At 32.5% G+C, this 22793-nt stretch carries 20 protein-coding genes; 3 read left to right on the top strand and 17 right to left on the bottom strand.

Features of this window, described 5'->3' with window-relative positions; all coding sequences use genetic code 11:
• The first annotated feature begins 91 nt into the window (after positions 1–91).
• On the top strand, positions 92–532 hold the full coding sequence (locus tag BSF42_RS11270; RefSeq protein ID WP_095953194.1) for a DUF4268 domain-containing protein: 441 nt from the start codon (positions 92–94) through the stop codon (positions 530–532).
• Between the two features lie 55 nt (positions 533–587).
• Here the strand turns inward: BSF42_RS11270 and BSF42_RS11265 are convergent, their stop codons facing one another.
• Genes BSF42_RS11265 through mnmA form a run of 5 tightly spaced genes read right to left on the bottom strand, consistent with a single transcriptional unit; the run spans position 588 to position 5289 of the window.
• The gene (locus BSF42_RS11265; RefSeq protein WP_095953193.1) at positions 588–1046 is read right to left on the bottom strand and encodes a hypothetical protein; all 459 of its coding nucleotides are present in this window, start codon (positions 1044–1046) and stop codon (positions 588–590) included.
• A 6-nt stretch (positions 1047–1052) separates the two neighbouring features.
• Positions 1053–1463: a hypothetical protein gene (locus BSF42_RS11260; protein ID WP_095953326.1), complete on the bottom strand. Its 411-nt coding sequence runs from the start codon at positions 1461–1463 to the stop codon at positions 1053–1055.
• 19 nt (positions 1464–1482) lie between these two features.
• On the bottom strand, positions 1483–2427 hold the full coding sequence (locus BSF42_RS11255) for a nitronate monooxygenase family protein (protein ID WP_095953192.1): 945 nt from the start codon (positions 2425–2427) through the stop codon (positions 1483–1485).
• Between the two features lie 9 nt (positions 2428–2436).
• Complete coding sequence (locus tag BSF42_RS11250; protein ID WP_095953191.1) at positions 2437–4044, bottom strand: S8 family serine peptidase; 1608 nt, start codon at positions 4042–4044, stop codon at positions 2437–2439.
• Between the two features lie 42 nt (positions 4045–4086).
• On the bottom strand, positions 4087–5289 hold the full coding sequence (gene mnmA / locus BSF42_RS11245) for a tRNA 2-thiouridine(34) synthase MnmA (RefSeq protein ID WP_305775235.1): 1203 nt from the start codon (positions 5287–5289) through the stop codon (positions 4087–4089).
• A 126-nt stretch (positions 5290–5415) separates the two neighbouring features.
• On the opposite strand from mnmA, the gene BSF42_RS11240 reads away from it, so the two are divergent.
• On the top strand, positions 5416–7293 hold the full coding sequence (locus BSF42_RS11240; RefSeq protein WP_095953189.1) for a PEP/pyruvate-binding domain-containing protein: 1878 nt from the start codon (positions 5416–5418) through the stop codon (positions 7291–7293).
• Here BSF42_RS11240 and BSF42_RS11235 read toward each other — a convergent pair.
• The gene (locus BSF42_RS11235; protein ID WP_095953188.1) at positions 7290–7847 is read right to left on the bottom strand and encodes a DUF4956 domain-containing protein; all 558 of its coding nucleotides are present in this window, start codon (positions 7845–7847) and stop codon (positions 7290–7292) included. The genes BSF42_RS11240 and BSF42_RS11235 overlap by 4 nt on opposite strands.
• Positions 7848–7936: 89 nt before the next feature.
• The gene (locus BSF42_RS11230) at positions 7937–8647 is read right to left on the bottom strand and encodes a toxin-antitoxin system YwqK family antitoxin (protein WP_095953187.1); all 711 of its coding nucleotides are present in this window, start codon (positions 8645–8647) and stop codon (positions 7937–7939) included.
• Between the two features lie 312 nt (positions 8648–8959).
• Here BSF42_RS11230 and BSF42_RS11225 point away from each other — a divergent pair, with 312 nt between their 5' ends.
• Entirely contained in the window at positions 8960–9937 is a 978-nt protein-coding gene (locus tag BSF42_RS11225) for a fasciclin domain-containing protein (RefSeq protein WP_095953186.1), read from the top strand.
• Between the two features lie 67 nt (positions 9938–10004).
• Here the strand turns inward: BSF42_RS11225 and yidC are convergent, their stop codons facing one another.
• The 10 genes from yidC to BSF42_RS11170 all read right to left on the bottom strand — a co-directional run bounded on the left by yidC (position 10005) and on the right by BSF42_RS11170 (position 22677).
• Positions 10005–11918, bottom strand: coding sequence for a membrane protein insertase YidC (yidC, locus tag BSF42_RS11220; RefSeq protein ID WP_095953185.1), 1914 nt, complete (start codon positions 11916–11918; stop codon positions 10005–10007).
• Positions 11919–11996: 78 nt separating this feature from the next.
• Entirely contained in the window at positions 11997–13610 is a 1614-nt protein-coding gene (locus BSF42_RS11215) for a CTP synthase (RefSeq protein WP_095953184.1), read from the bottom strand.
• 211 nt (positions 13611–13821) lie between these two features.
• Positions 13822–15078, bottom strand: coding sequence for a cysteine peptidase family C39 domain-containing protein (locus BSF42_RS11210; protein WP_095953183.1), 1257 nt, complete (start codon positions 15076–15078; stop codon positions 13822–13824).
• A gap of 34 nt (positions 15079–15112) precedes the next feature.
• On the bottom strand, positions 15113–15697 hold the full coding sequence (locus tag BSF42_RS11205; protein ID WP_095953182.1) for a DUF1311 domain-containing protein: 585 nt from the start codon (positions 15695–15697) through the stop codon (positions 15113–15115).
• Between the two features lie 70 nt (positions 15698–15767).
• Positions 15768–16958, bottom strand: a complete 1191-nt coding sequence (locus BSF42_RS11200) for a glycoside hydrolase family protein (protein ID WP_095953181.1) — start codon at positions 16956–16958, stop codon at positions 15768–15770.
• An 81-nt stretch (positions 16959–17039) separates the two neighbouring features.
• Positions 17040–18140 carry a DUF6734 family protein gene (locus tag BSF42_RS11195; RefSeq protein ID WP_371615682.1) on the bottom strand — a complete coding sequence of 367 codons (1101 nt, stop codon included), beginning with the start codon at positions 18138–18140 and terminating at the stop codon, positions 17040–17042.
• A gap of 31 nt (positions 18141–18171) precedes the next feature.
• Positions 18172–18621: a DUF6734 family protein gene (locus BSF42_RS11185; protein ID WP_095953178.1), complete on the bottom strand. Its 450-nt coding sequence runs from the start codon at positions 18619–18621 to the stop codon at positions 18172–18174.
• 103 nt (positions 18622–18724) lie between these two features.
• Positions 18725–18955 (bottom strand): DUF3820 family protein, encoded by a 231-nt coding sequence (locus BSF42_RS11180; RefSeq protein WP_095953177.1) that lies wholly within the window; start codon positions 18953–18955, stop codon positions 18725–18727.
• A 389-nt stretch (positions 18956–19344) separates the two neighbouring features.
• A complete protein-coding gene (gene nagB / locus BSF42_RS11175) occupies positions 19345–21273 on the bottom strand; it encodes a glucosamine-6-phosphate deaminase (protein WP_095953176.1) in 1929 nt (642 codons plus the stop codon).
• Positions 21274–21297: 24 nt separating this feature from the next.
• On the bottom strand, positions 21298–22677 hold the full coding sequence (locus tag BSF42_RS11170) for a sugar MFS transporter (protein WP_095953175.1): 1380 nt from the start codon (positions 22675–22677) through the stop codon (positions 21298–21300).
• Positions 22678–22793 lie beyond the last annotated feature (116 nt).

Genomic DNA, 22793 nt, shown 5'->3' with positions numbered 1-22793 from the left:
ATCAAAGCTTATTTTTGTACTTTTAAATAAAAACATAAATATACTCTAGAAAACGCAGTGTTACAAGTTTTCTAAAATTAAAGCCTAAAAAATGTACAGCAGAGAAGAATCACAACGAATTAAAAGAGAATTTTGGGTAGCTTTTGCCGAAAAATATCCGCGTAAATGGGTACTTTATGACACGAAGATCAAAGATTTTTCTTTTAAATTTTTTGTTGACAATAAAAAAGCTCAGGTTTTAATTGACATTGAACACAGAAGCGATGAAAAACGTACTGCTTATTTTGAAAAAATTGAAGCTTTAAAAAATATTCTGGAAGAAGAATTTATTAAAGATTTGGTTTTTGAAAAAGATTATACTCTAGAAAGCGGTAAAACCATCAGCAGAATCTGGGTTGAAAAATTAGGAGTAGGTTTTAGCAACCGAAATAACTGGGATGTTATTTTTGATTTCTTTAATGAAAAAATGCATGCGCTGGAAATGTTCTATTTAGAATATGATGAGTTTATTAAGGATATAGATGTTTTGTAGAAAATGTTCTGAGGAGCTAAGATTCTGAGATTCTTATAATGATTAAAAAGTCATTTTATATTTTCCTAAATTCAACTCTATAAACATGAACGACTTTTTTTTGTTTTTCTAATTCTCTAAGAAATAACAAAGTATCGTCAAATGGTTTTTCAAAATATTCAGTTAAATAGCAAAGATGTTTTGTTGTTTCAAGAAACTTATAAAAAAAGTAAGGATCAATATTTCCAACACTTTTTATATCACCTAAACTAACCTCTAAAATTTGTCCTGTTATCCTATTTTCAAACATACAATGCTCGCCATGCACATCAAAAAACCAATTATCAGTAAGATATTGGTTTCCGTTTAATAAATCTGCATTTTCAATTTCATAGTAATTTCCCTCTGCTATTTTTTCTTTTTCAGGCTGATCAGTTTCAGTTATTAACTTATCAATTAATTTTTCGGCAATGCTTTTATAAGTATCCATTGCTTCCAATAATTTACTTATTACATCTTTGTCCAGTTTTTTCATCTCAGATTACACCGTAAAAATATTATAAACGATAATATGATCGTCATAATTAATATAAAGCTGTTTACGAAAATCTTGTTTTTTGCGTGTTATAATCGAGAGTTTACATTCTCGACCATCATTGTCTTTGCAAAGAAAAGAATACACAATATCAGTATCATTTTCTTCGCGTTCGATATAATCTAAAATACTAAAAAGCTGAATTTCCTGCGAATACACAACAATTCTATGTTTATTAGTATCTAAAACCACCGAAAGGTTTACTAAATCCAAGTTAGACCACTGCCCCCATTTCCCTCTTTCGTTTTTTTGTAAAACACTAAAACCAGACGTCTTAAATTGATAAGACTGACTTTGTGCCTGTTGAAAACCAAAAGCTAAAAAAAGGAAAAATATAAAGGTGCGTAACGAATTCATAAATATTTCTTGCGGATAATTAAAACTCAAATGTAGTCTTTTCTTTGCAGGCGATTTCAAATTCTGAAATCATTTGTTGAATAATTTCTTGAACTGGCAGAATTTCATGTATAAGTCCTGCAACTTGTCCAATCTCTAATTCCCCTTCTTCTAAATCTCCTTCAAACATGCCTTTTTTCGCTCTTGCGCGCCCTAAAAGCTGAACTAATTCTTCTTTAGAAGGACCTTTTTGATATAGTTCCTGAATGTCTTGATAAAATTTATTTTTCATCAATCGAACTGGAGCTAATTCTTTCAAAGTCAATTGTGTATCACCTTCTTTAGTATTAACTATCGTTTGTTTAAAATTATTGTGTGCAGAAGATTCTACAGAAGCAGCAAAACGGCTTCCAACTTGAACACCGTCAGCACCTAAAATCATCGCTGCAAGCATTCCTCTTCCAGTTGCAATACCGCCGGCAGCAATTAATGGAATTTTGATTTTTTCTTTCACCATCGGAACCAAAGTCAACGTAGTGGTTTCTTCCCTCCCGTTGTGTCCGCCAGCTTCAAAACCCTCAGCTACAATGGCATCTACACCAGCTTCTTGTGCTTTTAAGGCAAAAACACTGCTGCTCACAACATGTACAACCGTTATTCCTTTTTCTTTTAAAAACGAAGTCCAGGTTTTAGGATTTCCCGCAGAAGTAAAAACGATTTTCACGCCTTCTTCTACAACAATATTCATGATTTCTTCAATGTTAGGATATAACATCGGAATATTGACACCAAAAGGTTTATCTGTAGCTTTTTTACATTTCTGAATATGTTCTCTTAAAACTTCCGGATACATCGAGCCGGCGCCAATAAGTCCTAAACCTCCAGCATTACTTACCGCAGATGCTAGTTTATAACCGCTGTTCCAAATCATTCCGCCTTGAACAATTGGATATTTTATATTAAAAAGTTGTGTGATTTTATTCATTAAGAAAAATTATTGCTTGATTAGCTTTCCTGTTTTATGCAGATTAGCAGCATCAAAACTATAAAAATAGAGTCCGCTTTGTAAAGACTGCAAAGAAAGAACCGGGATTGAATTATTGATTTTTTCCTCTATTAATTTCTGACCCAAAACAGAATAAATGGTTACTAAAGCGGTATTGCTTTCATTTAAAAATGAGAAAACAACTTCGTTTTTAACAGGATTTGGATATACAGCAAAAGAAGCTTCTGCAATAAAATTATCCACGCTTAAAGTCGCGCCGAAATTGGGAATTCCATAACCGTAATTATTATCTGGATTTGTAAATCTGTCAGAAGAAGCCAAAATCATCTGCCTGATTTCTTTGTTGGTTTTAGATGGAAAAGCCTGCCATAAAGATGCTGCCATTCCTGCCATTATTGGACAAGAAAAAGAAGTTCCATTTGCGGTTCCGATATTTCCGTTTGCATCAGAAACCACAGAAGCCGTTCCCTGTGCCATAATATCTGGTTTTATTCTCCCATCGAAACTTGGTCCAATTGAACTAAAAATAGATCTTGATTTAGCAGCTGTAACCGAGCCAATTGCTAAAACAGAAACCGCATCTGCTGGAGAACCAATATGTTTTTCAACCCTAGTTCCTTCATTTCCTGCGGAAGCTAAAACTAAAATTCCTTTAGCAAAAGCTATTTCTGCACCACGTGATATAAAATTGGTAACCCCATTCATATCGCTGTAAGTATGATTATACCTAGGTTCGGTACGTTCACCAAAATATCCTAAAGAAGTCGTTATAATATCTACTCCTAAAGCATCTGCTTTCTCCGCAGCTTCTACCCAAAGTGATTCTTCCAGGGGATTTTCAAAAGCATCAATTTCTGTAATAAAAAGATAATAAGAAGCATTTGGAGCTGTTCCAACCAAAGAATTTTCTTTGTAACCGCCCATTGTTGAGAGCACTAAAGTTCCGTGATCATCTCCTGTATAAAAATTAGCATTTCGAGCAGTATAATCGTAACCTCCTAGAATTCGGTTGTTATTTCTAAGATTTTCAAAAGGCTGTGCTGTGTTTACACCTGGAAACCCTGCATCAAAAACGGCTATAATTTTTCCTTCTCCAGTAAAATTCTGCTGATGCAAAACCTGCCCATTCAGCATCTGAATCTGATTGGCCGAATTCCCATAAGAATAGTCAATCGTAGTTTTTAACTTATCAGCAGTTTTGCTGGTCTTAGCTTCGGAAACTTTTTTTGCTGCAGTATTTAAAGTTCTATCTGCGAATTCTATTTTTTGTACAAAAGCCAATGCTTTTAATGCAGTAATATTTGCTTGGGTTCCTTGAATATGAAGTGCATTGAGCCATTTGGACTGTGCCATAACTGTTATTCCGGTACTCGCTTTAATTTGGTTTACATACGAAGTTTCCAAAGGAGCATCACTTATATTTAAAGCGATATTTTGATTGGTTCTTCGATCTAAAGCTTTCTGAGAAAGTTCCGTCAAAGGATTAGCTAAGAATGTCTGCGAATTTGGCTTTCCATTAAAATAAACCCAAGCATCCTCTTGTGCAAAAACTGCAAACGAAAAAAGTAATAAAAGAAAAGTAAAGTTATATTTCATTAGTATACCTTTTGAGGAATTCCTCCCAAATAAGGTATAAAGCTAAGAAATTACTCCCGAACCAACTAATTCATTTTCTAAATACCAAGCAGCAAACTGTCCTTCAGTAATAGCAGACTGCGGTTCTTCAAATTCCACATACATTCCGTCTTCAAATTGATGCAAAACTGCTTTTTGCAAAGGCTGGCGGTAACGAATCCTGGCCATCACTTCCATTTTTTCGCCAACTTTTAATGTCATATCCTCTCTAATCCAGTGTACTTCGGATTTTTCAACGAAAAGAGCTTTTTTAAATAAACCTGGATGCTGACTTGATAAACCTGTATAAATCGTGTTCGTTTCAACATCTGTAGCGATTACAAACAAAGGATCAGTCGTTCCTCCTACATTCAGGCCTTTTCTTTGCCCAACTGTGAAATAATGCGCCCCTTGATGTTTCCCAACTACTTTTCCCATTATTGGAAGATAATGCAGCTTTTGAGATTCTAACTTCAATTCTTCTTCTAAAGAAATTCCAGCTGGTTTTTCAGTAACATAAATCGGATCATTTTTATCGATCTGAACAATTTTACCATCTTTTGGCTGTAACTTTTGCTGTAAAAATTCTGGAAGTCTCACTTTTCCAATAAAACATAATCCTTGAGAATCTTTCTTTTCTGCTGTAACCAATTCCATTTCAGAAGCTATTTCACGAACTTCTGGTTTGGTCAACGCTCCAATAGGAAATAAAGCTTTTGACAACTGTTCTTGAGACAATTGGCATAAAAAATAAGATTGATCTTTGTTATTATCGGCTCCAGCAATTAATTGATAAACTGGTTTTCCGTCAACTTCGATTTCATTTTTTTGGCAGTAATGTCCCGTTGCTACATAATCAGCACCAAGACTTAAAGCGATTTTCATAAAAACATCAAATTTGATTTCGCGGTTGCAAAGCACGTCAGGATTTGGAGTTCTTCCTTTTTCGTATTCGTTAAACATATAGTCAACGATTTTTTCTTTGTATTCTTCGCTTAAATCAACAGTTTGAAACGGTATTCCGAGTTTCTCAGCAACAAGCAAAGCATCGTTACTGTCCTCCAGCCATGGGCATTCATTAGAAATAGTAACCGAATCATCGTGCCAGTTTTTCATAAAAAGACCAATAACTTCGTACCCTTGCTGCTGCAGTAAATAAGCCGCAACACTAGAATCTACTCCACCTGAAAGTCCAACAACTACTCGTTTCATTTTGAAATGTTTAATTTTTTAAGGTTGCAAAGGTACGCCAAATAATAGAAAATCACACAAAGGTTTTCATTACTTTAAGCAATCCCGCAGTAGATAAAACTTATTACTTTTTTAGGTACTTTTAATCTCTAATTGAATAACATGAAAAAATACATTTACAGCTTATTTTTCTTGTTCGCCATAACCACTTTAAGTGCGCAGCGATTTGTTTCGTCTCTTCCTAACTATGAAGCTTACAAAGCATTTCGAGGAAAACCTTTGTCTGATAAATTTTCGAATATCGAGTCAGTTAAAGTGATTTATGACCTGAGAAAACAAAAAATGTATTATTTCAACAGCACTTTGATTCCGCTGCATTATGATTTTGTAACGGGTTATTTGGGCTATAGCCAAGATCTTGATGTTTTTAATAATGAAAACTACAGCGATACCGACAAGAACAGGGATTTTCTTCTAGGAAATTTAAATCATATTAAAGGAACGGAGAAATGGATTTTTGAACTCGCCGCTTCAGACCACATGCCGATTGTATTAATTGAACGCTTTTTTAATTTAGTCAAAAACTCCACTTTTATTGGACAGAATTTAAAATTTTACCTGAATAATCCAGAAATGATGGAAGGATTTCAACAGCAGAAATTTTCAATTCCTTGTGTAAAATCAGATTATATTTTTAATGAAATAAAATATCAGGAAGTTGTTCACGGCAGTACTATCGGGATTTTAAAAAAATACAAAATCAAAGAATTAGAAACCGTAAAACCAAATGCTGATGAGATTATTATTTTGGACGGAACGCCAGATATACTTCCTAATGTTCGAGGAATTATTGTAAATGAACTACAGACTCCTTTAAGTCATTTGGTTCTTTTGGGAAAAAACAGAAAGATTCCGATTATGGCGTATACCGATATTGAAAAGGATGCCAATATTAAAAGACTACTTTCTAAAAAAGTAGAATTTAAAATAGAAATTGATACTTTTTACATCAAAGAAACAACTAAAAAACTTACTGCAAAATCAACTGGAAAAAATAAAAAACTAGTCATTGACAATAGCGTCACTGAATTGGTTAATTTATCTGAAATTCCTAAAAAGGGTGTAAACTTCATCGGTTCAAAAGCACAAAATATGGCATATTTAATTGCGATTTCCAAAGAAATTCCGTTTAAAACTCCAGAAGATGCGCATGCGATTCCGTTTTACTTTTATACCAAACACATTCAGAAAGCTTCAATTTCGCCATTAATTACAGAACTTTTAGCATATCCACATAAAGATTCGACTGTTTGGATTAATAAGCAATTGAAAAAAATTAGAGATGCTATTAAAAAAGAGCCAGTAGATCCTGAATTACTTTCAAAACTAAATGCCGCTTTTAAAGATGCACATTTCAAAAATTTCAGATTTAGATCTTCTACAAATGCAGAAGATTTGGATGATTTTAACGGCGCTGGATTATACGATTCTAAAACCGGAATTTTAGGAGATAGTATCAAAACATTCGAAAAAGCCATTAAACAAGTCTGGGCAAGTGTTTGGAATGAAGCTTCTTACAACGAAAGAGAACTTTTTGGAATCGATCAGCAGAATATTGCTATGGGCGTTTTAGTGCATCGTTCTTTTCCCGACGAATTGGCAAATGGCGTCATTATTACTAAAAATATTTTCAGAAAAAATTTCCCAGGAATTACGGTTAACATTCAAAAAGGCGAAAACTCTGTGGTGAAACCAGAAAAAGGAGAAATCTGTGAACAATTTGTTGCGTATCATTTTAATGACGGAAAAGACGAAACCGATTTTGATATCGATTATACTTCCAACTCCAACCTTAATAATAATGAGCCTTTATTGAATCGAAAAGAAATGAGCATTCTATATACTGTCAGTAAAAAAATCGAAACTAAAATGTATCGTTATTGGCGAAAAAACCAATTTCATCCAGTCGATATTGAGTTTAAAATTGTTGGCGAAAGAAGAGAATTATATATAAAACAGGTTCGTCCGTTTAATGATTAATAGAAAACCAAAACATCTATTTCGTTTGCAGCGGTATTGATTAAAACAATTCTAAAATCAAATTCTTCAATTCTAATTTTTTCCTGAATTGATTTTCTAATAAATTCCTGATTTAAAGAAAACTTCTCGTCAAGCGGAATTTTGACATCAACTGTATTTAGATATTTTGAAGCTTTTTTATTGACGATAATCGAAGCTATAATATAAAATCCGATGATGATTATTTGAAAAAACAGTAAAAGTTCGATCTTTTCAAACGGATACATAATATCTAAAATTGACAGCGTAATCGTCGCAAAAAGAAAGATTATAGCATTTACCGTAAAGGATTGTGTTCTAAATCGAAGTATGGAAAAAATGGCAAATAAACCAAATCCGATTCCAACGCCAATTTCAATTTTAGTAAAAAGGTAGCAGAGCGAAAAAGTACAAAGTCCGACAATTACCATTAATGGATTTATGGTTGCATTATCTTTTCTGTTGGAGAAAAAATACAAAACCAAAATTGAGAAAAACAACAGCAGAAATCTTCCTAAAAGTTCATTTAAATCCATTGGTCAGAATAAATTGGTTACTCAAAAGTAAACAATTTATTCTTTGCCTATTTTATTTTTAATGAAGTACATACGAATTCTTTATATGCTTATTTTTTAGGCGCTGGACCTTTTTCAGAAGCTTTATTGGTGTTTTTTGGATCGCTCATGTTTATTTCTTTTACCAATTTTCCTTTTTGATAAAACTGCCACATTCCCGCTTTTTTTCCATTTACGAATTTGCCTTTAGAAGCAACAGATTTATCTGAATCGTAAAAAACCGCATCACCGTTATATTCGTTATTTTTAAAATTAGATTCTTCCAGCAGCGTTCCGTCTACACCTATTTTTTTATATGGCCCTTCTTTTAAACCATTTTTATACATCATCTCTTCTGCCACTTTTTCATTAGCATAATAAATGGTTCTTAAACCTTCCAGTTTTCCGTTTTTATAATTTTCGACAGTCATCAAAACTTTAGAAGCTTTGTGGTAGTATTTCCATTCGCCTTCACGAGACTTTCCAACTTCTTTTCCTTCGCTGACTTTGTTTTTACTCTGATCATAAAAAATAGTGTACGAACTTCCGTCATTGGCACTAAAATCTCTGGTAGCCACTACATCTCCTTTTTTAGTATCATCAAAAAATTTAAAAATACCAGTTTCTTTTCCGTGATCAAAAGTTCCTTCGTAACGAGGTCGCTTAGATTCGGCGTAAGTACCTTTCCATAATCCGTCTTTTTTTCCATTAGCATCTAGCTTATTAAAATCTTGAGAATAAGCAACAATACTAACCAAAAATAAAATCCAAAAATTTTTCATAAGTAATTTTTCTATATAACAACTAAAATTGAGTTTTAGTATTGCAAAAATAAAACCATTTTGACATAAACAGATTCTTTTTAGACAAAAAATATATTTTATATGTTGTTTAAGCTTTAGAACTAAACAAAAAGAAAGCAATTCGATCTTTCGCCTTACGAGAGACTCAATTAATTAATAATCAAAGAGATAAAACAAATAAAACAAAAGTTAAATCTTTGCTCTTTTTTAATAATTGTTTATTGTTTTAAGAATTTTCTTAAACAAAATTAACTAACTTAGTAGGTAACAAACAAAAAAAAACTTTATATCATGAAAACAATCAAATTTAAATTAATTGCTTTATTAGCATTAATTGCTTTCGTCGGAATTTCATGCAACAATGACGATGATGATGATACTCAACAAGAACAAACCATCACGTCTATTGCAAAAGCAAATCCAAATCTTAGCTCGCTGGTTGCTGCCCTTGAAAAAGCAGATTTAGCCGCTACATTGAACGCTTCCGGTTCTTATACCGTCTTTGCACCCAGCAATACCGCTTTTAGTGCTTTCCTCGCTGCAAACGGCTACGCTAATCTTAATGAAGTTCCCGTACCTGCCTTAAAAGAAATATTACTCAACCACGTTTTAAGCACAAAGGTAAAATCTAGCGAAATTACCACTGGATATGTAAAAACTTTAGCTAAAGGAAGTGCCTCAACTTCAAATACGATTAGTATGTATCTTGAAAAAAGCACTGGAGTTGATATTAATGGGGGAAAAACAAATGGCGGTGCAACAGTAACAACTGCAGATATTGAAGCCTCAAATGGTATTATACATTTGGTTGATGGCGTGATCGGACTTCCAACTATTGTTAACCATGCTGTGGCAAATAAAAATTTCTCCACTCTTGTTGCTGCTTTGACCTATAATCCTTCATCTGGTTTTGCTGGAATATTATCTGGAACTGCAAATTCACCTTTCACGGTTTTTGCGCCAACAAATACAGCTTTTACAAGTTTCTTAACGGAAGCTGGATTCTCAGGTCTGCCGGCAATCCCTGCAAATGTTTTAGAAACTACTTTGAAATATCATGTTGTTGCCGGCGCAAATGTACAGTCGACTGCTTTGACAAACGGACAGGTAGTTAACACCTTTGCAAATCAAAATTTCACAATTGGTCTTACTGGCGGTGCAAAAATTACTGACGCAAGTAACAGAGTCAGCAATATAACAGCAACAGATGTACAATGTTCTAATGGTATAATCCACGTAATTGATAAGGTGCTGCTGCCAAAATTTTAAACAAAAAAAAACCGTCTCGTTTTTTAACGAGACGGTTTTTTAATATTCTATGTCTTCTTATGTCTTCTTATTTCTTTTTATTCTGAGCTTTTGCTGCTTCTTGTTGTTCCATTACATCTTGAAGACGCTGTTGAAACTTACTTGGCTTTTTAGGCTCTCTTTGTTTGTTTTCTTGAATCTGAGCGTGAATTTTATTACTATCAACAATGTAATTTTTAATTACGAACATAATTCCGATTGTAATTAAGTTTGAAATAAAGTTATACAAACTCAATCCAGCACCATAACTATTGAAGAAAATCAACATCATTAATGGCGAAACATAAATCATGATTTTCATCATTTTAGCCATATCCGGCATACCTTCTTGCTGAGGCGCAGCCATTTGCTGATCTCCTGATGTCATTTTCATGTAGAAGAAAATTGCAATTGCTGCCAAAATTGGGAACAAACTGATATGATCTCCATACATTGGAATTGTGAATGGTAATTTAACTACCGAGTCAAAAGAAGACAAATCGTCTGCCCAAAGGAAACTTTTTTGTCTTAATTCAAAAGCTGCAGGGAAAAACTGGAACGAGGCATACATAAAAGGAAGCTGAATCAATGCCGGGATACATCCTGCCATTGGGTTTACCCCTGCTTTATTGTACAGTTTCATTGTTTCCTGTTGTTTCTTCATTGGGTCTTTCTTGAATTTTTCTCCCAACTCTGCAATATCAGGTCTTAAAACTTTCATTTTAGCCTGAGACAAGAATGACTTATACGTAATTGGCGACATTGCCAATTTGATCAAAATTGTAAAAATGATAATTGCAATTCCTAATGACAATCCGATTGTTGAACTTAAAAATCCGAATAACGGAATAAAGATAAATTTGTTAATCCATCCAAAAATTCCCCATCCTAATGGAATTATTTTTTCGAAATTTTTATCGTATGCTTTTAATGTTTTATAATCTGCAGGACCAAAATACAAACTCATTTTATAATCAATCTCACCATTTGAGAATGCTAAAGGCAAATCTGCTTTGAACTGTTTTGTAAAAACAGTATCAATTTTTTCGTCTTTAACTAAATCGTCAGATTGTAATTTTGAAGTTTCAAATGGTTTTTCTGTAGCTAAGATCGTTGCAAAGAAATGCTGTTTAAAAGCAACATAACTAACTTTTTCAGGAGTTTCTTCTTTCCCTTGCCCGTGCGCACTTACGTTACTGTATTTTGATTCGTTGTATTTGTAATCAATTTGAGCAAAACGATTTTCGTAAGAAATACTTTTTTCGTTTCTATACGTTTTTAAATCCCAGTGTAAATCTACTGGTTTAGCAGAATTTAAAACTCTATTTAATCCTTGAGAACGAATATCAAAACCAACTAAGTAATCGTTTGGTTTCAAAATATATTTATATTCTAAAAATTCATTTGCACCTGCTTTCAAACGCATAGATAAAACTTGGTCTGCACCAATTTTTTCTAATGTTGGTTCAAAAAATAAATCTTTAGAATTTAAAGTTCTATTATCTGTAGTAAGAAGCTGTAAATTTAAGTTTGAATTGTTGTTTTTGATTAACTCAACTAACTGTCCTGAACCTTTTTTAAATTTTTCGAATTCTTTTAAAGTAGCTTCAACAATATAACCACCTTTATTAGCGATTTTAAGTTTAATCTTCTCATTTTCAATTGTAGTAAAAGCTTCTTTTGCAGAAGGAAGTGTTGCAGAATAAGCAAATCCTCCTAAAGTTTTTTGCAATTGCGCCAATTGTAATGTATCGCCTGGAGTTACCGCAGCCGCTGGTAGTGATGCTGTTTTAGCTTTATCAGCTTTTGCTTGTGCTTCTTGTTTCGCAACTAATTCTTTCTTGGCTTTTTCAGCAGCAATTTCTTTATCAGAAGGCTGATTTTGGTACATAATCCAAATCAAAATTCCGAATATCAATACAAAACCAATGATCGAATTTAGGTCAAATTTTTTTTCTTCCATTATATTTAAAAAAGTTATTCTTTGAAGTTATTAGTAATGAGTTTAACTCAAAAGTTACACCTTCTGGAATATTAATTATTATTTTTTATGCGCATTTACCGCAGCTGCCACAAAGTTTACAAATATTGGGTGCGGATTTGCAACTGTACTTTTGTATTCTGGGTGATATTGTACACCAATAAAAAATGGGTGGTTTTCAAGCTCAACGATCTCAACTAAACCTGTATCAGGATTTACTCCAGAAGCTTTTAAGCCCGCTTTCTGCAATTCATCTGCATATTTATTATTGTACTCATAACGGTGGCGGTGACGCTCCGAAATAGTTTTTTCTCCGTAAATTCTATGTGCTAAAGTATTTGGTTTAATATCACATTTCCAAGCACCTAAACGCATTGTTCCTCCTTTATCGGTAATCGTTTTTTGTTCTTCCATTAAATTCACAACAGGATGAGGCGTTTTATCATTCATCTCTGTAGAATTTGCATCAGCATAACCTAAAATATTTCTAGAATATTCGATAACAGACATCTGCATTCCTAAACAAATTCCGAAGAAAGGAATATTATTTTCACGTGCAAAACGAACAGCTTCAATTTTTCCTTCTATACCTCTTTCTCCAAATCCTGGAGCTACTAAAACCCCGTCAAGCGGTCCTAATTTCTCCTCAACATTATCAATATTAATGTGTTCTGAGTGAATCGAAATTACATTTACTTTAGTTTCGTTTGCAGCACCTGCGTGAATGAACGCCTCTAAAATAGATTTGTAACAATCCTGCATTTCTACGTATTTACCAATCAAACCAATATTTACAGTTTGCTTTGGATTTTTTAATCTTTTTAAGAAAGTATTCCAGTTTTTAAGGTCTGGAGATGCTTTTTTAGGTAAATCTAATTTCTTTAAAGCCACAACATCTAATCCTTCTTCAAGCATTAAATTTGGAACTTCATATATAGTAGAAGCATCAATTGACTGAATAACTGCTTCTTTTTTCACATTACAGAACAAAGCTAATTTCTGGCGTAATTCCTGAGACAATTCGTGCTCCGTTCTACAAACCAAAATATCTGCTTTTATACCACTTTCCATTAACGTTTTAACAGAATGCTGTGTAGGTTTTGTTTTTAACTCACCTGCTGCAGCCAAATAAGGAACTAACGTTAAGTGAATAACAATTCCGTTATTTTCACCTAATTCCCAAACCAATTGACGAACAGATTCTATATAAGGTAAAGATTCAATATCTCCGACAGTTCCACCAATTTCAGTAATTACAATATCATAATCGCCAGATTTACCCAGCAACTGCATTCTGTCTTTGATTTCGTTTGTGATGTGAGGTACAACTTGAACTGTTTTTCCTAAAAACTCTCCTCTTCTTTCTTTTTCTATAACCGAAAGATAAACTCTTCCTGTAGTAACGTTATTAGCCTGAGAAGTAGGAACGTTCAAGAAACGCTCGTAATGTCCTAAGTCTAAGTCCGTTTCTGCCCCATCATCTGTCACATAACATTCTCCGTGCTCATAAGGATTTAGTGTTCCTGGATCAACATTAATGTATGGATCAAATTTTTGAATAGTTGTACGGTATCCTCTTCCTTGTAACAATTTTGCCAAAGATGCCGCGATAATCCCTTTTCCTAACGAAGAGGTCACACCTCCTGTAACAAAAATATATTTTGTTTGATTCATTCTGTTGTTGTTTGTAAGTAGTTGTGTAAAAAACTTGGCAAAAGTACAAATTTAATTAGACAATTTATCAATTACAGAATGAGATAATTTACAAATTTTTAAACAGAACGATTACTTGGTTTTGTAATCGATAATTTTAAGGATTTATTAGGATTTTTTTTTGAGGAATGTATTTAAATTGAGGGTAATTACTGTTTTCTTATTTTAAATATTATTTTACACTATGTCTCAAATTATCAAAAAATCTCTCAATCAACCTTCTATCTGCTGTGATAATTTCTGCATTTCCTTTTGCTTCTGCATAAAAATTTAATTCTACGCCGTAATTTGTTTTTAAACCAAATGGTAAATCTATATCTACCAGATAAGAATTAACTTTTTTCTGATTGTCTGAAAGCGTTTGTTGATTTGTTACCAATGAAATTCTTCTTACTTTGCCTTTTATAGATCCATATTCATTGAAAGGATAATTATTAAGCTTTATAATAACATTTTGCCCAACTTTCACTTTTCCTGAACCATTTTCGGGAAGATTAACCTGACCAATTATTTGATTGTTCATGGGTATAATTTTAAATAATTCTTGTCCAGATTGAATAAAATCATTGCTTTTAATGAAACTTAAAAAATCAACTTTGCCATTAATCGGAGCAATAAAAACGTAATTTCGTTCCCATTTTTTTATCACATCGATTAAGTCATAATAATTATTGAACATATTAATTATAAGTTCTCTTTCTTTTGAAGCTTTTTCAATTGCAATAACCTGAGCTTTATTTTGAGCTTCTTTTATTTGATAACTAGTATTACTAATTTCTTTATCGATAGCATTATAATCCAATTCGCTATTAGCTTTTGCAATAATAGAATGTTCAATATCAGCTTTAGAAGTTACATTTTTTGTATAAAGAGTAGAATCATTTTTAAAAAGACCCTTAGATGTTTTATATTTTATATCTTGATTTTGAAAGTCATTTTTTAATTGATTAAACTTTTTTGTTTGCAGCTCCAACAACTGTAGATTTATTTGTTTTTGAACTTCGTACGGCTGTTGAATGGTATAATCAAGATATTGATACAAGGCATTTAAAAAATTAAAATACTTATTATTGATTTCTCCTAAAGATAAATTTTCAGGAAATAAACCTTTTGCAGGATCGAAGACAAATACTTGTTTATTCGTTATTTTATAAACAACAATAAAATGACCATTTTGCCAATGTACTATACATGGCAATGGAATAGCCTTAAAAGTTTCAAAATCTATTTTAATACTTTTAGTACGCAAACTTATTTTTTCGCAGGCATCACTAATATCTAAAAAACTTACACCTTCTCTTGTAATACCACATAAATCACGTAAAAAAGGCAGGCTATAAAACCTGCCGTAATATTTAGCAATTATTTTAATACAAGCTGGACCACAGTCTTTTGCATCGAGTTGAAATTCGTGAGGAAAATTGAACATTACATTTTATTTTTAATCTAAAAGACTTAAAATACTAATTATATCCATTGATATTTTTGATTTCTTCTATTCGTTTTAAAACATAGTTTGTTTCCGCTCGACTTACAAAGCCAGAACACCCAGTCCCCCCATCACAGGCCAATTCAACATCTTTAGAGTTTAATACCCTCATCTGATCCCATAATTTTTGAGATTTTATAAGATTTTCTTTTTGTGCAGTATTAAGCCTTAAAGCTTTTACAAAAAAAGTATTATCCTTTGTTTTTGAGATTACTTCCTTATCCATCTTAACATACTTATCTAATAATAAGATCTTATTTTTAAAAACTTCTGTTAACAGGCTGTCTGCAAATTCTAACTTCTCACCAAAACATAAATTAGTTTCATAACTTGAACTGCCTCCTGAATCACATGCGAATTTTTTAGAGTTAAAAATAAAAATTGGGTCATTTTTATCCATTTCAATATGATTTTCTTTTTTCTCCTTCTCATGAACTTTCTTCCCTTTTTGAAAAGAAAATAATTCCTTCTCCAATCCAATTTCTTTCTGATAAAGAAAAAAACATAAAACAATTAGAATTAAATTAAGTACAATTGAAAAATAAAATCCTCTTTTCATAATCTTTATTTTTTATAGCCTAATGCAATTAGTTCTGAATTGGCTTGTTCAGGTGTTATTGCTCGATTATTTACAAAAATTTCAGCATCAAAATATCTTTTCTCATGGCATCTAAGACATTATCAACTAAATTTCCTCCATTAAAAGTCATGTCAACTAAAGCCAAGTATTGATTTCTACTAAACTGTCCAGTTAGATCTCTATTTTCAATCTTTTGATTCAATGCATTTTCAGCAGATATAATATCCTGTGCTAAAAAAGATATCGACTGATAAAAAGTTACCGATTTAAGATCTGTTGATTTAATCGCTCCATCATGCAATTTATGCCCAAAACCAACTGTAGTATGTTTAGACTTATTACTATCTTTATCATATGTCGTCAATGACAACTTTTCATATAAAGCAATAGAATAAACTCCGTCAGCATTTACTTTCATCGTTGACTGAAATTTAATCCCTTGATTAAAATCTTTTTTTATAGGATCCCAATCTATAATATCTTTAAGAGCCATTTCCGAAAAATTAATTTTATTTAAACCATCGACAACTTGGGATTTTGAAAAAATTGTCAATACTGGTGAGGTTCCATTAATAACTCCTCCTTGTCCACTGTTTGTTGGATTAATATGAAGTATTCCATTATCATAAACCACCCCTTGAGGAATTGTACTTGGCCCTTTGTAATTATTAACAACAGGAACTTCATTTAAAACTATGCCTGGCAAATAACTACTATTTATTTCTCTTCCCCCAGCACTAGCTTCTCTATTTAAAAAGTCATACATCTGGTTGCTTGTAACATTACCATTATTAGCATTTAAAAAACCCAAATAACGACTTATTACTGTTGGATCATTAGTTGTTCTACTACCGTCACCATTAAATATCCAACCACCAGTACTGCTATAATTATCACTAGAAGTTGATGAATTTAAATTATTTGTTCCTGCAGAACCACTATAATATGGTGATCCTGGATATGTACTTTCACCTGCTCCAGTTACAGAACCACTTCCATAAACACCTCCTCCAGAAACATTACTTCCACCAAATCCACCATAATTACTGCCCGTAAAACTTGTATCAAATGGATTACTGCTTAAAGCTGTACCTCCTCCTCCTCCGCCAAAACCATAATTTCCCTGACCTCCGGAACCAATAGTACCACCACCACCAGAGCCGCCTATAATTTCCCTCATTCCATCTCTTTTCAACATTCCTTTAATGTCACTAAATTTAATCTTCTTAATTGTTTTCATAATAAAGGGTTTTAATAGTAAGTAAAAACATCAAATAATAATTTAATTAACATTATTTAATTTGTTAAATTTAAAATTTAATTATAACTTTATATATTTTATGGATTTAGCATAAAGACCTAATCGTATTCTTCCAAAAATCAGCTCTTCAAATTCTTTAAAATTATTTTTTAATTCTTTTGTGTCGAAATAATTTTTAAGTTCTTCCATTAGTTCCCCAATCGTTTTCTTCCTTTTTAAAATATCCAGAATAAGCATATCGAGTGAATCAACATACACTAATGAAAATCTGTCTTGATCGCATTCGGGAATAATAAGGGTAGAAAAACTTGTTTCAGATTCTTCTAAAATAACTATTTCATTTTCATCTTTGACCTTTTGTTTTTCAATAAAAGAGCTCCAATTATATTTGCTTTCAATTATACGATAATCTTTATCGCTCATTAAAACTTTAGAGTAAATCTCAATATTATTTTCAAACAAACTTTGAAAATAAGAGTTCGCTTTACAATCTCTCGGATACAAATAATCTTTAGAAAAAAGCATGAAATCTTTTTTTACTATGGCATCAATTTTTGAACTAAAAATTTCAAAATCTATAAACTGACCTTTATTTAACTTAAAACCTCCTAATTCTTTTATGAGATTTCTTTTAAAATCAAAATTCAATGACTTAGCAGATGATTCTTTTTTATTTTTCAAATCATTATCTAATAGTTTTCTATATCTATGTAACAGATAATTTTCAGTCGTAGTTCCTAATTTATAATAGTCTTTATAAAGAGATAATTTATTTCTTTTAAATAAATCTATTATTCGATAATAGTATTCTGGATAATCCTGCCGAAGTCTATTAGCCATCTGCTTACAAACAAAATCATTACGCTTATAGCTTCCTAATAGATGTATATAATCATTATTATATGGAACTCTCTCAAAATCACCAAAACCTCTATATTGGTTGTCACCAATTATCTTTGATATTAATACCCTCACTTTTTTCTTATACTTCTTTGCTAAACAATAAAAAAGATATTGTTCAAAAAATATATTGAAGTTTGAAACATTTATTTTGGAAAGATTTAATGTGTTTTTCCCAACAAAATCAAAGGATTTTTCAGTATATTCTTTAAAAAAGGAAATATCACTTCCTCCAAATATTCCAGCATTATATGCTAAAATCTGTTCTTTTGACTTTCTTTCTTTTAGAATTTCATCTGGAAAAAAAATTCAATTCAGACTCTAGTGAAATCATTATTTTTTCATAATAATCTGTAGCTGCTTCTATATTTTGAGCTATCAAATTTCCTTTCACTAATGAATCATTGAATTTTTTCCAAATAAAGACATCTCCATCAACATGTAGAAATGGTTTTTCTTGCTGAGAATATGCTGATATCTTTGGAAGTGCCCAAAGCTGAGGATGGTAAATATTTAATGAATCGAGATTACATATTACTTCACTGTACGGAAGCTTTAACGTATCAACCAGCATTTTAGCGGAAACACTATCACTATATAGAATTAATTCTGGATAATATTTTTTTAATTGTAAACAGCTCAACGTCCAAGCCATTAAGTTATATTCAGGAGAGAGCCAACCTAGACTTGTAGTTAACAAACTTGGCTTATTACATGTCCACGCACTTTGAATTACCCTCATTCTTCTGCTAATTATATACCCACAATACTATAAATATATTATTTAGCAAAAAGCCACAATAAGACAAAAGAATAACAAAATAAGGTTTATTGTCTTAACATATTTATGGTTTCGGATACTGCTTCTTAATATTTCGAATCAATTCCTCCAATCCATTCAGTTTTAATTCATAAATCAATTGCAGCTGCTGTCCGAGTTCTCCTTTTGGAAATCCTTTATTATGATACCAAACCACATAATATTCCGGAAGATCAATTAAAAATTTACCTTCGTATTTACCGAAAGGCATTTTGGTATGTGCTAACTTTATGAGAAGTTTTTTGTCTTGTTCCATAGTTTTTTTTTTTAAGAAGAAAGAGGTAGAAGCAAGATGAAAGACTTTTTTTTCTTCTTTCCTGACTCAATTGTTTGCAAAACTATCACTTATTTTTTCTTTTGCCACAGATTAAAAAAATAGTTTTCAGTCGCAGTCGCAGTTTACAGTTAAAACAAAACCGAAGACAGAAATTAAAAACTTAGAACCTCATAATCTTAGTCCCGAAGTGTCGGGATAGCATCTTAAAAAAAAGAAGCAAGAAAAAAGAACCTTTTTCGATTCTCTCTTCCTGCTTCAAATTATTATGTAAACAAAGTTTTCAGTCGCAGTTTTTAGTTGCAGTTTTCAGTCGCAGATCACACCGACTGATAACTGACACTGTTAACTGAGACTGTTAACTAAGACTGTTAATAATGCCATCTCACGAAAGCTTCCATCGCTGCATAAGTCGCTAAACCTAATTGGTGATATAAAGCTGCTGTTTCGCGGTTTCTGTCTTCTGCTCTCTGCCAGAACTCTCTTGCATCTGTTCCTTGAAAAACAACTCCGTCTTTTTGTGATTGGTGTTTGAAGATTCCGTGACGTTTTTCTAAAACTTGGTCTGGACTCATCGGAACTGCCATTTCAACTTCGTCAATTCCCCATTCTTGCCAAGCACCTCTGTACAACCATAACCAGCAGTCATCCATAAATGATTTTGGTTTTAAAATTTTTACAGCTTCAAAAATAGCATCCAAACAAACTTTATGTGTTCCGTGTGGATCTGCTAAATCTCCAGCAGCATAAATTTGGTGCGGTTTAATTTTTTCAATTAAATCAACTGTCAGCTGAATATCTTCTGCACCAATTGGTTTTTTCTCAATTGTTCCAGTTTCGTAGAAAGGCAATTCCATAAAATGAATCTGACTGTCAGGAAGACCCACAAAATGACTCGTCGCTCTCGCCTCTCCTTTTCTAATTAAACCTTTAATGTAACGAACTTCAGGAATGTCAATTTCACTGTTGTTTTTATTCTCTAAAAATGAATGTGCTTTTTTGTAAATATTATCTGCTTCTTCACTTTTGATTCCGAATTTTTCGTTGTAATCAATTACGAATCTTGCAAAACGCAATGCTTCATCATCTGCAACAGCAATATTTCCAGAAGTTTGGTACGCCACATGCACTTCATGTCCTTGATTTTGCAAACGCATAAAAGTTCCTCCCATACTGATAATATCATCATCTGGATGCGGACTGAAAATTAATACACGTTTTTTAGCAGGCTCAGCTCTTTCTGGACGGTTAGAATCGTCTGCATCTGGTTTTCCACCTGGCCATCCTGTAATGGTGTTCTGTAATTTATTAAAAATATTAATATTGATATCGTAAGCTGGACCAGAATCTGCCAGCAAATCGCTCATACCATTTTCGATATAATCAGCATCTGTAAGCATTAAAATTGGTTTTTTAAGATCTAATGCCAATCCTAAAACTGCTTTACGAGTTAATTTATCTGTCCAAACGATTTTTTCTACCAGCCAAGGTTTATTAACTCTCGTTAATTTTGAAGAAGCTTCTTTATCTAAAATAAAAACTGCATTATTATGCTCTTGCAAAAATGAAGCAGGAACTCTGTTTGTAACTTCGTCTTCAACAGATTTTTTGACAACATTTGCTTTTCCTTCACCCCAAGCCAATAAGATTACTCTTTTAGCTTCCATGATTTTTTTCACTCCAAGTGTAATCGCAGTTCTTGGCGTATTATTTAAACCGAAGAAATCTTTACTTGCCGCAACTCTCGTAATATGATCTAACGCAACCAAACGAGTTTTAGAGTTCTGAAGTGAACCAGACTCGTTAAAACCGATATGTCCGTTTCCTCCAATTCCAAGAATCTGCAAATCGATTCCGCCTAAAGCTTCGATTTTAGCTTCATATTCATGACAATAATCTGCAATTTGTTCTTTTGTTAAAAGTCCATCTGGAACGTGAGCGTTTTCAGGTAGAATATCGACATGATCAAACAACAGTTCTTTCATAAAACGAACATAACTGTTGATAGAATTTGGCTCCATTGGATAGTATTCATCCAAATTAAAACTAATTACGTTTTTAAAACTCAAGTCTTCTTCTTTATGAAGACGAACCAATTCTGCATATAATCCTTTTGGAGAAGAACCTGTAGCCAATCCTAAAATACAAGGTTTGCCTTCTTTCTGTTTTTCTTTGATTAAAGCTGCAATTTCCTGCGCTACTTCTTTTGAAGCTTCTGTTGAGTTCTCAAAAACAACTGTATTAATGTTTTCGAATCTTTTTTCGAAACCTGTTGCTTTGTCAATTTTACTTTTTAACATGATATATTATTTTTATTTTCTTATTCAACTACTCCATTTCCTGTATTTATGCCCTTTTACAGCATAAAATAAAATCATTGCATAGGACGGAAGCAACATTAAATACGCTACCTGATTACCGCTTCTAGAAACATTTTGCATATTTTTTGCAACAATTGAAGCATTTATGCTTTCCGTAATCATTCCGTAAAACAATGGAAAAACTGCACCGCCAATAATTCCCATTATCAAAATCGCGCTTCCTATTTTTGTATAACCGCCTAAATCCTGCAAAGCCATTGGCCATATTGCAGGCCAGCACAAAGCATTTGCTAATCCTAAAAGTGCTACAAAAAAAATTACCAACGGTATATTTGGAATTCCCGGCAATGCAATCATAATTTTTGGCGAAACCAAAACAATTGCAAAAACCAGCAGTATACCTAATATTCCTGAAATTTTTAAAGCGGAGACCTGCGAAACATATTTAGGTATTAAAACTATTCCCAATATATACCCAATAACCATTGCAGACATGGTAAACGAAGTTAATTTTAGATAGAAATTCCCATTATTACCATACACTCCCAATTGTTTACCGAAACCTCCGATAGAATCTCCTGCTAAAACTTCGGCAGACAAATACAACATTAATGTAATAACTCCTAAAACCAGCTGCGGATGCCTGAATGCATTTTTGATTTGTTTAAAAATACTTAAATGAGCAACATTTCCTTCTTCATCCAAATCAATTTCCGGTAAAGGAGAAAATTTTACCAATAAAGCTAAAACAGTAATTATCAAACCCATATAAAGATACGGTCTTTGTAATTGCAATGCAAGAGAATTTAGGGCGTTTGTTTTTGCAGCTTCATCCATCAAGGCTATTTTGTCTGCTGTAAAATCCTGCATATTTGACAATACCAAAACCGTAAGCACAATTGGCGCTACAAATCCTGCAAGTTTATTTGCAATACCCAAAACGCTGATTCTTGCCGCAGCACTTTCTCTTGGGCCAATTACCACAACGTACGGATTGGATGCTGTTTGTAAAACTGCCAAGCCTGTCCCCATTACAAACAAAGCCAGTAAAAATAAAATAAATGTTCGGCTTGCAGCTGCAGGATAAAACATAAAAGCTCCAGCAGCTATTATTAAAAGTCCTAAAGAAATTCCGTTTTTATATCCCACTTTTTCAATAATATAGGAAGACGGAATTGCCATTACAAAATAAGCTATATAAAAGGCGAATGTTACAAAGTAAGCTTGAGAAGAAGACAATTCGCAAGCCAATTCAAAAAACGGAATTAGTGGTCCGTTAAGCCAGGTTACAAACCCTAAGATAAAAAACAACAAGGTTAAAATAACCATTGGAACAATGGTATTCTTTTTCTCTAACTGTATTGCACTCTGAATGTTTGTCATAATTTTTGGGTTGATTGGTTAGTAGATTTAATTTTTTCAAAATCTAAATTAGAATCAACGCTTTAATTACCTGATGCGTAATTTATGCAAATATCTGCATTTTTTTTGCAAAACAA

This window comes from Flavobacterium sp. ACN6 (genome assembly GCF_002304005.1).
Taxonomy (GTDB): domain Bacteria; phylum Bacteroidota; class Bacteroidia; order Flavobacteriales; family Flavobacteriaceae; genus Flavobacterium.
The sequence above is the reverse complement of the archived record's forward strand: the minus strand, read 5'-3'. Positions and strand labels throughout refer to the sequence as shown.

Coding starts and splice junctions, on each gene's coding strand:
- BSF42_RS11270 (WP_095953194.1), top strand. CDS start 92: ATGTACAGCAGAGAAGAATCACAACGAATTAAAAGAGAATTTTGGGTA.
- BSF42_RS11265 (WP_095953193.1), bottom strand. CDS start 1,046: ATGAAAAAACTGGACAAAGATGTAATAAGTAAATTATTGGAAGCAATG.
- BSF42_RS11260 (WP_095953326.1), bottom strand. CDS start 1,463: ATGAATTCGTTACGCACCTTTATATTTTTCCTTTTTTTAGCTTTTGGT.
- BSF42_RS11255 (WP_095953192.1), bottom strand. CDS start 2,427: ATGAATAAAATCACACAACTTTTTAATATAAAATATCCAATTGTTCAA.
- BSF42_RS11250 (WP_095953191.1), bottom strand. CDS start 4,044: ATGAAATATAACTTTACTTTTCTTTTATTACTTTTTTCGTTTGCAGTT.
- BSF42_RS11240 (WP_095953189.1), top strand. CDS start 5,416: ATGAAAAAATACATTTACAGCTTATTTTTCTTGTTCGCCATAACCACT.
- BSF42_RS11235 (WP_095953188.1), bottom strand. CDS start 7,847: ATGGATTTAAATGAACTTTTAGGAAGATTTCTGCTGTTGTTTTTCTCA.
- BSF42_RS11230 (WP_095953187.1), bottom strand. CDS start 8,647: ATGAAAAATTTTTGGATTTTATTTTTGGTTAGTATTGTTGCTTATTCT.
- BSF42_RS11225 (WP_095953186.1), top strand. CDS start 8,960: ATGAAAACAATCAAATTTAAATTAATTGCTTTATTAGCATTAATTGCT.
- yidC (WP_095953185.1), bottom strand. CDS start 11,918: ATGGAAGAAAAAAAATTTGACCTAAATTCGATCATTGGTTTTGTATTG.
- BSF42_RS11215 (WP_095953184.1), bottom strand. CDS start 13,610: ATGAATCAAACAAAATATATTTTTGTTACAGGAGGTGTGACCTCTTCG.
- BSF42_RS11210 (WP_095953183.1), bottom strand. CDS start 15,078: ATGTTCAATTTTCCTCACGAATTTCAACTCGATGCAAAAGACTGTGGT.
- BSF42_RS11205 (WP_095953182.1), bottom strand. CDS start 15,697: ATGAAAAGAGGATTTTATTTTTCAATTGTACTTAATTTAATTCTAATT.
- BSF42_RS11200 (WP_095953181.1), bottom strand. CDS start 16,958: ATGAAAACAATTAAGAAGATTAAATTTAGTGACATTAAAGGAATGTTG.
- BSF42_RS11185 (WP_095953178.1), bottom strand. CDS start 18,621: ATGAGGGTAATTCAAAGTGCGTGGACATGTAATAAGCCAAGTTTGTTA.
- BSF42_RS11180 (WP_095953177.1), bottom strand. CDS start 18,955: ATGGAACAAGACAAAAAACTTCTCATAAAGTTAGCACATACCAAAATG.
- nagB (WP_095953176.1), bottom strand. CDS start 21,273: ATGTTAAAAAGTAAAATTGACAAAGCAACAGGTTTCGAAAAAAGATTC.
- BSF42_RS11170 (WP_095953175.1), bottom strand. CDS start 22,677: ATGACAAACATTCAGAGTGCAATACAGTTAGAGAAAAAGAATACCATT.